This is a genomic window from Paenibacillus sp. FSL H7-0940 (assembly GCF_037979415.1).
GTDB lineage: Bacteria > Bacillota > Bacilli > Paenibacillales > Paenibacillaceae > Paenibacillus > Paenibacillus amylolyticus.
The window spans coordinates 586,158-599,291 of sequence record NZ_CP150280.1 but is presented as its reverse complement, the minus strand read 5'-3'; the positions used below and the strand labels follow the sequence as shown (position 1 = coordinate 599,291).

Annotated in this window: 11 protein-coding genes; 6 read left to right on the top strand and 5 right to left on the bottom strand. The window is 43.5% G+C overall.

Annotation, left to right across the window (positions count from 1 at the left end; genetic code table 11):
* Positions 1-12: 12 nt before the first annotated feature.
* Positions 13-1,185, top strand: coding sequence for a mannitol-1-phosphate 5-dehydrogenase (locus MHB71_RS02520; RefSeq protein ID WP_340028790.1), 1,173 nt, complete (start codon positions 13-15; stop codon positions 1,183-1,185).
* 222 nt (positions 1,186-1,407) lie between these two features.
* On the opposite strand, the gene MHB71_RS02515 is transcribed toward MHB71_RS02520, so the two are convergent.
* The 3 genes from MHB71_RS02515 to MHB71_RS02505 all read right to left on the bottom strand — a co-directional run bounded on the left by MHB71_RS02515 (position 1,408) and on the right by MHB71_RS02505 (position 4,034).
* Positions 1,408-2,298 (bottom strand): hypothetical protein, encoded by an 891-nt coding sequence (locus tag MHB71_RS02515; protein WP_340028789.1) that lies wholly within the window; start codon positions 2,296-2,298, stop codon positions 1,408-1,410.
* Between the two features lie 142 nt (positions 2,299-2,440).
* Positions 2,441-3,094 carry a YkyA family protein gene (locus MHB71_RS02510; protein WP_340028788.1) on the bottom strand — a complete coding sequence of 218 codons (654 nt, stop codon included), beginning with the start codon at positions 3,092-3,094 and terminating at the stop codon, positions 2,441-2,443.
* Positions 3,095-3,131: 37 nt separating this feature from the next.
* A complete protein-coding gene (locus MHB71_RS02505) occupies positions 3,132-4,034 on the bottom strand; it encodes a polysaccharide deacetylase family protein (protein ID WP_340028787.1) in 903 nt (300 codons plus the stop codon).
* 228 nt (positions 4,035-4,262) lie between these two features.
* Between MHB71_RS02505 and MHB71_RS02500 the strand changes: the two genes are divergently transcribed.
* Both MHB71_RS02500 and MHB71_RS02495 read left to right on the top strand, forming a co-directional pair.
* The gene (locus MHB71_RS02500) at positions 4,263-5,207 is read left to right on the top strand and encodes a DMT family transporter (protein ID WP_340028786.1); all 945 of its coding nucleotides are present in this window, start codon (positions 4,263-4,265) and stop codon (positions 5,205-5,207) included.
* 63 nt (positions 5,208-5,270) lie between these two features.
* Positions 5,271-6,125, top strand: coding sequence for a sulfurtransferase (locus MHB71_RS02495; protein ID WP_340028785.1), 855 nt, complete (start codon positions 5,271-5,273; stop codon positions 6,123-6,125).
* 209 nt (positions 6,126-6,334) lie between these two features.
* Here MHB71_RS02495 and MHB71_RS02490 read toward each other — a convergent pair whose 3' ends face one another.
* Positions 6,335-7,894: an acetamidase/formamidase family protein gene (locus MHB71_RS02490; RefSeq protein WP_340028784.1), complete on the bottom strand. Its 1,560-nt coding sequence runs from the start codon at positions 7,892-7,894 to the stop codon at positions 6,335-6,337.
* Positions 7,895-8,637: 743 nt separating this feature from the next.
* On the opposite strand from MHB71_RS02490, the gene MHB71_RS02485 reads away from it, so the two are divergent.
* Positions 8,638-9,855, top strand: a complete 1,218-nt coding sequence (locus MHB71_RS02485; RefSeq protein ID WP_340028783.1) for a hypothetical protein — start codon at positions 8,638-8,640, stop codon at positions 9,853-9,855.
* A gap of 102 nt (positions 9,856-9,957) precedes the next feature.
* On the opposite strand, the gene MHB71_RS02480 is transcribed toward MHB71_RS02485, so the two are convergent.
* Complete coding sequence (locus MHB71_RS02480) at positions 9,958-10,545, bottom strand: DUF1629 domain-containing protein (protein WP_340028782.1); 588 nt, start codon at positions 10,543-10,545, stop codon at positions 9,958-9,960.
* A gap of 744 nt (positions 10,546-11,289) precedes the next feature.
* On the opposite strand from MHB71_RS02480, the gene MHB71_RS02475 reads away from it, so the two are divergent.
* Together MHB71_RS02475 and MHB71_RS02470 are read left to right on the top strand one after the other, a co-directional pair.
* A complete protein-coding gene (locus MHB71_RS02475) occupies positions 11,290-12,261 on the top strand; it encodes a phosphotransferase (protein WP_340028781.1) in 972 nt (323 codons plus the stop codon).
* A 65-nt stretch (positions 12,262-12,326) separates the two neighbouring features.
* The gene (locus tag MHB71_RS02470; protein WP_340028780.1) at positions 12,327-13,088 is read left to right on the top strand and encodes an ankyrin repeat domain-containing protein; all 762 of its coding nucleotides are present in this window, start codon (positions 12,327-12,329) and stop codon (positions 13,086-13,088) included.
* The last annotated feature ends 46 nt before the right edge of the window (positions 13,089-13,134 follow it).

Below are 13,134 nucleotides of genomic sequence, written 5' to 3'. Positions count from 1 at the left end.
GGGAGTTCACACATGAAAGCTGTACATTTTGGTGCGGGCAATATAGGCCGCGGTTTTATCGGTCATATGTTGTCCGCTTCCGACTACGAAGTCTGCTTTGTCGCACGTAACCCGAAGAAAATCTCCATGCTTCAAGAGAGACAGGAATATCCGATTACACTTGCCAATAGAGATCAGGACACTACGATTGTCAACAACGTGACGGCTATTAATGTGAATGAGCAGAATCTGGTTGCTGAAGAGATCGCTTCAGCCGATGTGATCACAACCGCGGTGGGTGTATCTGCACTCGGAGATATCGCCGAACCGATCGCCAAAGGCATTCAACTTCGCATGAAAAACAATAATCAGGCTCCACTGCATATTATCGCTTGCGAAAATGCCATCGGTGGTAGCACCAGGTTGAAGAAACGCATCTATCCATTTCTGGATGAACAAACTCGCAATAAAGCCGAACGTTATGTTTCTTTCCCCAATGCAGCTGTGGACCGGATTGTTCCGGCTCAAAACCACAAAGACCCGCTGCAGGTCACTGTTGAACCTTTTTACGAATGGGTCGTTCATCGTCCAGCACTTCTGGATGGATTTAAGAAAATAGATGGCGTCCACTATGTGGATTCGCTTGAACCTTATATCGAGCGTAAAATGTTTACGGTCAATACAGGCCATTGTGTCGCCGCATACTTCGGCTATCTCGAAGGATTCAAGACGATCCGACAGGTGATGAGTAATTCCACCCTGCGGGCCAAAGTGCGCCATGTTATGGAAGAGACCGGTCAGATGCTTATCCAGAAGCACGAATTCAACGCTCAGAAGCATAACAAATATATCGATACCATACTGGAACGCTTCGCCAATCCCAACCTGACAGATCAGGTCACCCGGGTCGGACGTTCCCCCCTTCGCAAGCTTTCGCCTCATGATCGGCTTGTTCGCCCAGCGATGCAGGCCAGTGAATTCGGAATTGAAATTCCTCATTTAACTTCTGCTATGGCGGCCGCAATGCTGTTCAATGACAAGCGCGACGAGGAAGCCATGAAGCTACAACACATGATTCGTGAAGATGGCGTCTCCGCCTTCATCCATGAACGCATGGGAATTCCCGACGAACATCCCGTTCATCAGAATGTAATCGCCCGTTATCAGGAACTCAGAGGGCGCAAGGAATCGACTATACTAACCTGATTAACGGATCAAGGCATGGGTTCGATCCTGCAAACTGAATAGAAGCACGGCCAAGAAGCCGGGAGGAACCTATGCAGCTGCATCGCTCCTTCCGGCTATTTGTCTATGCACGGCGTGGCACGGCACGGTACATCCTATCTATATTGTAGTAACGTTAATAAAACAGCGCATCTCCTCTCTCAAGGAAACACGCTGTTTAGGGAATCTTTTTAATTTAATTTTCTACTCATTCATAATGGAATTGAGGGATGCATATGCCATGGGCAGGAAACCTTCCGAAGGTTCACCAATAGGTGCTTGGATGTGGAAAATGAAACCATTGCCGTCCAGTTCTTTCACAATAAAATACTCTGTCTTCTTATCATTCTGGGACATCATATATAATCTTGCATCCTTCATCGGGCCGTTGCTGAGTTGTTCAGCCGTTAACTGCTTCACTTCTCCGGTCTCGGACAACTCTTCCTTGGCATCCATCTTCAGCGCATCCAGATTGTAATTCGCCGGCAGCTTCTCAATCTCTACCTCGTAATCCGGATCAATCTTCATTGTTAATTCATGGTCTTCGGCGTCAAAAGCCATCGGTTCAAACACATAAAGTGAATAACCTTTCGCTTGTGCCAGTTTCACTGGGCGTTTCTCGGTCATTCCTTCTACCGTCACTTCCAGCTCTGATGTCTTCGGACGATCAGACGTTACTGTACCGCCTGCATTGGAACCGTTATTGTCATCACTCGATTCAATCTTTGCAATCTCTGTAAGTACCAACTGTTTCGTTGTTGCATCAATCGTTTTCTCTACATATTTGAAACGAACGGAATCTTCGTCATCGATATCATCCAGAGACTTCTGCAGATCTTCGCTCACCTGGAATGACATCGGCTTCTCATTCACTCGAATCTCAACGGTATGCGGATCAGCCCATCCAGTCAGAATACCTTCTGCTTCTATTGCAGCACTTTCATTTGGTTGTTGCTCCGGTGCTGGTGACTGTTCTTCCGTATTATTCACTGGTGGCTGTGCAGCAGGATTACTGTTCCCACAGGCCACAAGCGAGAATCCCATAAGTAAAACCAGGAGTGATGCACTGACTTTCATTGTATTTCCTTTTCGCATATGAACACCTCCGTTAGCTTATACGCAATGATGCTTGTCCATGTTGCTTCTCATCCATTGGCTTGGCTGTATACTAGTACTTACACGGGAGACAGGCAGCTCAATCATGCAAAATATCTGAATCGTTGCTCAGATCCTCTACTCAGCTGGCCTTATCCATCTGTACCAGTTTGGCATTGGCTCCGTTAAACGCTTTGGTCTGGAGGTTAAATTGCTTTCGGAATTCAGCAAGCTTCGCATATTCGCTATTCCGTACCCGAATAGCTCGCTTAATCTTAACCAGATTAGGTTCTGCACTTTCTCTCATCAGATCATACAACTGCTCATCGGCATTCAGACTCAACTGATACGAAGCAACAAAATTTTCCAATGCACGTGCTCTTGCTTCATATTGATCCAGCACCTTTTCAGCCTGTGCCAACGTTTCTTCTTTTTCAAATGATAGTTCCTTAAGGGAACCACGCAGGGCCACCGTCTTCTCGTTGGTCTGTTTCATGGCCTCTTCCGCCTTTTTCAACAACGTTCTTCGTTCATGGATATGATCTGCTGCCTGATCCAGCAGTGCTTCGAGATCACTGTTTTTGTTCTTGCCTTTGTCTAAAATAGACTTGTATAACTTCATATCTTCCTGCTCATGACTGGTCAGCGTCTTCAAACTCTGATCGATCTCCTGACCGCTGAGCACCAATTGGTTTATCTGATTTGCCGCAGGCTCCTGCGGATCTCCACAACCACTCGCCAGCAGAATTAGCAATACACTAACTGCCGCAAGCGCCACTTTTTTACTCGTTAGCACCAAAGTCCTTCCTCTCTTGCATCATCTTGTTGTTATATTACAAGCGGGTATCTCCGCTAAAATTGGCTACCCAGTGTGCATCCGGATCGTATACTTCGAACTCGTAACCCCGATCTTCGAGTAACTTCAGAATGCGTGGTAAAGCCTGAACCGTCTGCTCCCGCTCATGCATCAGAATCACTTCCTTATCCCGATGTACACTTTTGCTCACCCGGGCCACAATCTTGTCCGGCTGACCTGGAAGATTCCAATCGAGTGAATCTGTCGTCCAGTCCCACAGTTTGAACCCGGCCGCAGCAATGTCCCCTCTGAACTTTTCACCGATCTGTGGACTGCTGCCATAAGGTGCACGAATAAGATGAGGCGTAAAACCAATCAGGTCTTGCACCATCTTCTGCTCTTTCTTGAACTCTTTCACAAAGTTCGCAGAGCTGCCACTCTTATACAGCTTTTTATAGTTATGCGTCATGCTGTGAAGCCCAGGATAACTGCCTTCCTTCAACAGCCGTTTCACTGCTTCCGGATGCTGATTCAACTGACGTCCGATCATAAAAAAGGTAGCTTTCGCCTCATGCTGCTTCAATATATCCAGCAGTTGTTCTGTATATTCAGTTGGCCCATCATCAAACGTTATGTAAGCCAATTTGCGAACCTGGCCCTGGAACCGTGCCGGCTCCTCCTTCGCATCAGGAGTAACTTGTATCATGCCGAGCTTGGCCGGCTGTTCGATTACAGTAATCGGAGGCGGCGCCACAACGCTTTTGATCCAATGCGTCATGCCAAAGAATATATATGTAATACCGGTAACGAACAGTACCAGGAGCATTAGAGCTATGATTACCCTTCCATACCGGATTTTTCTTCGTTTATGTGTTTTCGTGCGACTTGTGCTAGGCGGAATACTGCCACGTTCTCCCGCTCTCTCTTGTTGAACTCTCACTGTCATGCCACTTCCTTACTTTCATTTTTTAACGATTATTGGTATATTATCTCGTTTCATGTCTCTATATAGAAGATTAATAGAAAAATGGATCGGGAGAATGACAGAATAGTTACAAGCCCGGTTACAATCTACTTATCTCTTCGTTCTCTTTATCTTTCCTGCGGTTGTCTTCTCCTGTATAATGAAGTGATTTACGCTATCAGACTTCAAGAAGGAGCTACACCCATGACAAGCTTGAACCGTGCCGGCAGATCCATCTATCTGTTATTCTTTGTCGGCATTATCGCCATTTCTTTTTCTTCGATCTTTGTACGCTGGTCTACCGCAGATGTTGCGGTCATTGCCATGTACCGTCTATTTTTGACAAATCTGCTAATGCTCCCGTTTGTCTGGAAATACAGACATGAGATGATGCGTCTGAGCTTACGGCAGTGGGGCTTGCTGCTTGCATCCGGTGTGATGCTGGCCCTTCATTTTCTGCTCTGGATGGGTTCGCTGCGGCTCACCAGTGTTGCCAGTTCCACAGTTATTCTCGCGCTGGAGCCTATACTGATTCTTGCCGGTTCGGTATGGCTGTTCAAAGCCAAAATTAACCGCATGATGATCATCGGCATGGGCATTGCCCTGTTTGGATCAATCGTCATTGGCGCAGGAGATTTCCAGTTGGCAGGTACTGCTCTGCAAGGTGATGTCCTGTCTTTGCTTGGCACAATCGCAGTCGCCGTTCATATGTTGCTGGGTCAATTTTTGCGTGCGGGGCTTAGTGCTTTTTCGTATAACTTCTGGGTGTTCTTCGTAGCCGCTTGCACGCTGGCGGTATATAATCTGATCATGGGCCACCCGTTCGGAGGTTACGCTGCGTCAGAGTGGGGAATCTTCCTGCTGCTCGCCATTGTGCCAACGATCTTTGGACATTATCTCTTCAACTGGCTGCTTCAATATATGAATGCCACGACGGTATCCATGGGCGTACTTGGGGAACCCGTATTCTCTTCATTACTGGCCTGGATGCTGCTCGGCGAATCCCTCAGTGCATTACAGATGTCTGCCGGGGTGGTCATTATATTCGGGGTATGGATTTTCATTCGATATGGCAAAACCAAACCTCAACCCATTCCTGCTGATGCTCCTATCGCTGGCAAAGGGCCTGTTGAACCTACCACGGTATAACGTATTTTTTCTTAATGCATAGTAATAAACGACTCTACCACTCTCATAAGGCGGTGTATTTTGATGAAAAATATTGTATCCATGCGCTGGCTGCTCGCCAGAATGTATGAACCGGATGTAGTTATTGCAGATTGCCGATTCTTGCTCGGTCAGCCGGAGACTGGAAGACAAGCCTATGAAGCTGGACATATTCCAGGAGCTGTCTATCTCGATTTGGAAAAAGATCTGTCCGCTCCTGTGTCTTCGCACGGAGGACGTCACCCACTTCCTGATCCGGCTGTGCTCGCAAGTCGTCTCTCCAAAGCTGGCATCGGCTCCAATAGTCGTATTGTTGCTTATGACGATCAAGGCGGGATGAATGCATCTCGGCTATGGTGGCTGCTTCGCTATATCGGTCATGAACAGGTGTATATCATGGACGAAGGTTTCTCCGCTTGGAAAAACGCCAAATTCCCAGTGACCGCGGATGTGCCAGTTCAGATCCCGGCTTCTTTTGAGGTGAATGTGCAGCCAGCCATGCTGGCAAGTGTTGAGGATGTTCAGCAGGCTTCGGCAAATGGCAGTGCCGTGCTAATTGACTCCCGTGATGCTCGCCGTTATGCGGGTCTGGAGGAACCGATTGATGCCAAGGCCGGACATATTCCGGGTGCGGTGAATTATTTTTGGAAAGATGTGTTGGATTGGGACGGACGTTGGACAGATACTGGGGTGTTAGAAGAGCGTTTCAGTAAGCTGGACAAGGATGGCGCGATTATCGTGTATTGCGGCTCCGGCGTATCAGCCTGCCCGAACGTGATTGCACTGGAAGAAGCGGGATATACAAATGTGAAATTGTATTCCGGGAGCTGGAGCGACTGGATTAGTTATGAGGAGAATCCGGTGGCTACTGGTAATGCGGAAGCGGACAAAGACGTATAGCAGTATATCGATTTGAATACACCGCCAGGTGGCTTATCTGCCCCAGCGGTGTATTTTTCTATGTTTGGAGCCAACATCGAGTCAACAACACAACCCAGTAAGTATTTACAAGCATACAGAAGTAGACATTACGTGGCAGCTTTTTTTGATTCATGATAACAAAAAAACGTGATGGACATCTGTCCACCACGGTTGAATAATGAAATCTATTATTGCTTTTTACTTAACGATACATTAGCTGTTAACGTCTTGTCGATCGTCGTCCAGTTGACATAAGCACCTAGTATTTCATTAATAACAGAAACCGGAACTACGGTTTCGCCATTTAAAAGCTTTGGTACGTTACTATTGAATACTAGTTTATCGTTAATTGAATACACATCTGAACCAATTTGAGCACTTATATTTTTCGTGCCTAATTTGATTTGCGTTGTACGCGTCTTATGATCCCATTCTACTGTGCCGCCCAATAGCTCCGAAATGGTTCGAATCGGTACGTAGAACTCATCGTTATGAACAACCGGTTTGATTAACGTACCACCTACGTTCATTGCAACGTCAACATATTCAAGAAAATCGGTCTTTCGAATGAGTCCATGAACCCCTTTCGTTCGGTCTACAACCTGAGATACTTCATAATCCGTTGCGGCCGATAGGTACGCATAAGCTACACTTCTATCCATATCAAGCTTATCAGATAAGAATTGAATCGATTCACGTACTGATTCTTTCATTGCTTCATCCAAATCAGGGTCCAATCCAATTGGAATCCAATAATCCTCTGTTTCAGCAAAGGGTTGCGTGAATTCTCCACTGTGTGGTAGTGATGGATCACCTTTCTTTAACACCGTTAACCGAACTGTCCCCCTTAAGGAAGCTTCCAATGCAGTTAACGCTACTTCCCCATCTCCTTGAGCAAAGTGTGGATCTCCAGTATAGAATAACCCGCCTTTAACTTGAATCGGATAATAAATAGTTGCACCAACACCCAACTCATTAATATCCATATTCCCTCCTGTTTCAATAGGTGGGATAGAACTTACAACTTCACTGGTATTTGGTGCAACCCCCATGACACCTAGAAACGGGTTAATTGGGAAACGTACATTTTTGCCAGCTTTTGTTGGTAATACTCCATACCAATTGCCGTTGATTTCTTCAATAGGCGTAAATATGGATACATTATTATATAATTCCGGTTTTGTTGCGCTAGCTCCCTCTTGTGGGCCTGTATTTTCTGGAAATTCGTTAGGAAGGGCACCTTTACCATGGCGGTTAGAAATGACACCATACGGAACTCGAGTTTGCAACGAAAGGACTTCTACTTTAAGAACATCTCCTGGCTCTGCTCCCTCAACCTCTACTGGCCCAGTGATAATATGAGGTCCGTCTTTTACATAATCATGCTTAATCTCAGAAGCCGCAATCACCTTCGCATCATCCAATACTCCATCGGGTGAGATACCGAATTTGCCGAAGTACTCCACTGGATTTCTCCCTTGATCCTCTATCAGTCCCTCATGCGATACCGTGTCAAATGTTACAGCACTTCCTGATGGTACAGTAAGAATCGGAGAGCTTTCTCGATTAGGCAGTGATCCCCAGCGAATGTTCTCAATCGCAGACGTTACATAATAATCACCTTCTACCTTATCGATGGTTGTTGGTTGTAGCGGCATACTAAAACCCACTGAAGGTAGAGCAAATGTAAACATACCTATAATCCCTACTGAAACCCCAAATTTCCTAATCGTTCGGTTAATAAACATTACGTTCCCCCTCTGTACTATGTAATATTTTCTAACACAATAACATATAAATACATTTACAACAATATTTTTTCGTCAACAAACATAACATTAACGAGCTACATTTCAAGAATAAACTTATAACTTTTAAAAAAACTGTAAATATACTTGCCACAACTAAGTCATGTAAAACTTAAATACATTTAGTTAACTTAAGGATCCTTCTTCAGAGATTTGAACAAACGAAATTAAGTTACAGGAAAACTATGTATGTCCTTGATGTCTATGAACCCGCCCCAGGAATACTACTGCACTCCGGTTCAGGCTTAATCACCTGTCCGCACGTGATTGCACTGGAAAAAGCGGGATACTCAAATGTGAAGTTGTATTCCGGAAGCTGGAGTTACTGGATTAGTTATGAGGAGAATCCGGTGGGAACTGTGGGAGAGGTTTAAGTTACGATCTATAGGGAATACAAAAGAACCAATTGACATAAATACCGCCTGTAGTAAATTCAGGCGGTATTTTGCTTCAGGATGTCTGAATGGATGGGCTGATTTTCTCTTCAATATTATCTATTAGGTGGCAGTGATTGCTCCCCTAGATGATCTTCTGTTACCAAGTGTACTTCTTAAAAAACGTTTCTAAAATAGATATGAACATGTAACGTGAACTAAACTACATAAAAAAAACTTCATTCCTCACGAAGAAATGGTACTATAAGGAAATAGAGTACCTACTAAAGTCCTAAGGAGAGATATTACTTGGTAAAAAACAATTCGTTAAAGAAACTTATAGTGATCGTATTCACTATAGCATTGCTATCATTACTCCTAGATTCTATTTCACCTAGATTTGCTGAAGCTAAATGTACATACGTAAGTGGTTATACTAAGAAAAATGGAACGAGAGTGAGTGGATACTATAGAGGCTGTGGGACAACAGATAATAACTCTAGTTATAAACCTTACGTACCTACGTACACTCAAGATAATAATTATTTCGGCTTGTCAAATACAGTCAATCTGTACAAAGGAAATAATTATGTAGGAAATGCTGAGATTGAAAATCTCGTATATGTAAACGGATATTACCGAAAAGATGGTACCTATGTTAGACCACACTACAGAACGCATCCTAATAATTATATCAATGACAACTTTAGTTATCTCGGGATTTCGTCACTAGTCCCACATACAAAGTATCCAAGTTTCATCTTTAATACTAATCAAGACATATCTCTGAAAGAAAGCTACTTACTATATAGTCTTGCTGAACATAATTTAAACCAGAGTCAACTCAAAACATTAAAAAACTACGCTGAAAATCTTAATGAAGTGGAGTTAAACAAAGAACTTGAACAGAAATCAATTATCGCTGGCAAGCAATTCTACACTTCTCTGGGTTATGATGATACCACAGCTTACAACAAGACTCGATTTGATCTCTCTGGGAACCTATCTATTGAGGATTACCTCTTTAATGTAACTTACAACTTTAATCCAAGTTCCAAAGAAGTATTTGGTGATTTTCCAATGTTAGAAACCTATGCATACCTTTTAAATGAATCTCGGACTGATTTAAATCTACTTGAAGTCACTAAAAAATATGGTAAAAGGTTTTATACATTTGTTGGTGCTGATAATTTAACTATAGAGAATCAAATTGAAATGGATTTAATTCAACCATTTGAGACTAATCCATCTTCAATTCCTCTTATGCCCCCAACAGAAACGAAAAAACAGTCAATCAAATCATATCTAATGAGTGAAAGTACACATCACGGCATAATTTTCAACTCTCAAGTATCTTTTGATATAATAAATTATCAAAACTCTTTAGAATCCCTGTATAACGGTTCCAGTAGTAACTTTACTTTTTCTCTCTCAGAAGGTATTAAATTTTATACTAAGCATGGCTTAAATGTAGAAGGTGCACGAAATCAAACTATAAAGGACATTAACATCATTTTGGCGAGTTAAGCAACTCACAATCTAAGAATCCGGTGGCTACCGGGGAAAAATAAAGACTAAGAGCCCACGTTTTGCGTGGGCTTCTTTGTGCTTTCATTATATCCATACATTTTAGGTGCTTACATCTCCGACTTCTGTAACGTTTAGATTCAGCTTATGTTTTCGGCATACTTCGTAAAAATCTTTTGAAACAATGGGTTTGAAGATATTTATATAATCCAGCATAAAAAATTCATGCTCGCCAATTCGCTCTTCATGAAGGCAGATTTGAGATACAACTTTGACGATCTTACGTGGAGGCTGTTGTACAGATGCAGCAATGACCGCTTTGCGCCCATATTCCGAAAGTTCATAATCAAAAACATCCAAACGATCAAGCTGATGTGCAGTCCAATAGGTTTTTTCAACCGCACGACCTTCGTGGTAACACACCGTTGTCGGAATAAACTGTGTGTTTGTTTTCGTTTCCTCCAACAGCGTTTTAAAACGATCTGATACGTGTCTCGTTCCTGTGATCGTCTCAAAATAATCTACGTTCAGGTTGCGCACCGTAGACAGTAACTCAACCTCTGCCATTGTCCCCTCTGGCAACGGATTCTTTATCGCCAAATAATTCATATCTAATTGGGGAGTGAAGGTTGTTCCGCCACTAATAAACCCTCTACGTGGGTATTGAGATTCCAGAAAATAATAGTTCAAAGAATGATGTCTCCTTCCGAATGAAGTACATTTTAATCAATTATACGGGTCAAATAGCGATAAATAAAACACCATGACAAGTTAGATTCATCTTTTGTTGGTGTACTTTTTTATTTTTTATAGACTACATAGAGGCCCACATCGAACGATGCGGACCTTCGTTAGGGTTATATTATTTTAATGAATCTAGCACACGCTATTTGCTCTCATTAGCACAAGTTTAAATTCTAACGAATCCCAGAGACGTTATTTCGTCAGTTCGGTCCATTTTTAAGGTGTTGACACCGTTTTATGACGGAATAGCGTTACTGAGGTTTGTTAAACCTTGTAGTCTTTCATAATCCACCATTTAAGATGTGCTAGATTCGTTAACGCATGGAACGAGGGGGAATCGGTAGGAGTGAAGTCCCTCCTTCCTTTGCATAGTTATATGGCGAATATCCATTATTTTAATAGATGCCTTGTTCCATAATAAAAGATGTTCATTGAAATGTAAGATGGCTTCCCAGCTCCTTAAAATCATTGGTCATATATAGTCAACAGAGAGTCAACTTGCATGCAAAATAGGGGCCGGATCACCCACTAACGTGAGTACCCGACCCCTTGCTTTGATATACATATGAATATACAGACCTTAATCAACACTTTAACAGATCAAAAAGAAACAGTCTATATTTTTGGGAAAATGTTCTATATATTTAGGTTGCTGGCCGGCAAAATACAGTTGAAACGGAGCTTAAGTCGATGATGTCCAACAACCATCTTACTCGTGAAGAATTACAGGATTATGTGCAACATGTATTTGGTGCCAGTTACCTCATAACGCAGAGCGCAAGAATACATGGAGGCGCACAAAAAGTCATTTACAAAATTGACTGCACGAATGGTTTCACTTGTATGCTGTACGTTTGGGATATTTCCAGCAACTATTTTCAGGAAGAGATCTTGAATGAACCCACTTTCCACAGTTCCTATGGCAGCGAACTTTTCTCTTTGAATACTCGCTTTCTCGCTCAACATGGAATTCGAACACCAATCTTGTATGATCTAAATAACGATAGAGACCAGCGCTCTTATGATTTTGCTCTTGTTGAGTATGTGGATGGACAGAAAGCCGAAGCCTATTTCCAGCATAAAAATCACAAAGATCGGGATGAGTTGTTTCAACGGATCAGGGATATGTTGTCTAATATGCATGGAATCCAAAGAAACGTTTATGGAAACGCCAACGATAACAGCAAAAAGGTTGGACCTTGCTACCAAGTTCAGCGGTTAGATGCCGAAACAGCCTTATCTTATGCATCCAAACACATGACAGATATAAGGAAAAATGACGAAAGGTTGCTTGAGAAACTTTACGAATTGGAATCAGCAATTCAACCCAGAGATCTCTATAGTTTCATTCATGGAGAGTTAGGTCCGGATCATATATGGATAGATCATGCTATGCAACCATGCCTTATTGATATTGAGGGCGCAGGATTCTTCGATCTCGAACATGAGCATAGCTTTCTGGAGTTTCGATTTGGAGACTTTTATCATTACTTAAAAAATAACGATCTTGACCCGGAGCGGATGACATTTTATCGATTTTGCCATCATTTGTCCTTGATATCAGGAGGATTGAAACTGCTTCATAGACAATTCCCTGATCAGCAATTCGCTAGGGGGCTCGCGGAGTATCATGCCAGATGTGCAGTTCAAATGCTTTCATGAATATGGATATAAGCCTGGAAGGAGATTGGCGCATGGAATTTATTTACGAAGATGAAAAACTTGCAGTGAGCGTTATTCAAGCCATTCACACTGGGGATATTCCAACGTTAGAGCAACTGCTGGCAGAGAATCCGGGATTGGCAAACATAAGAATATTGGAAAGAAAGCCTGACAACGTAGATGCAGACTCCAGTACCTCTCGAACGCTGTTGCACGTGGTGACGGATTGGCCGGGGCACTTCCCTAATGGAGCGGATGCCGTGCTAGTATTGACCAAGTTTGGTGCGGAAGTGAACGCTCCTTTTGTTGGTCCAAACATCGAGACACCTTTACATTGGGCTGCAAGCTCCAATGATGTTCAAGTGCTTGATGCCCTTCTTGATGCTGGCGCAGACATTGAAACGCCTGGCGCGGTGATCGCCGGTGGCACGCCGCTGGATGATGCTATTGCTTTTGCACAATGGGATGCAGCACGGCGCTTGGTTGAGCGCGGCGCGATCTTTGCCCTTTGGCATGCGGCCGCCCTTGGAGATATTCACGCTATACAAGAACATTTTAAAGGGGCCCAACTCCCGGGACGTTATCCTTGGGGAACAAGCACCTCCCCTTCTCCTCCCGATGCAGTAACCGTTGCCTTCTGGTGTGCTTGCCATGGAGGTCAAAGAGAAACAGCCGAATGCCTGCTTGACCAAGGCGCCGAACTGAACTGGATTGCCAGCTGGGATGGAATGACTCCACTGGACACAGCAAAACGTAATTTTTCATCGAAACTGATCCCGTGGCTTGAAAGTCAAGGTGCCAAATCCGCTAGCGAGATTCACAGGTAGATGAATAGCTAGCATGGAATTGCCATTCGCCAGTGGCTGCGAATAC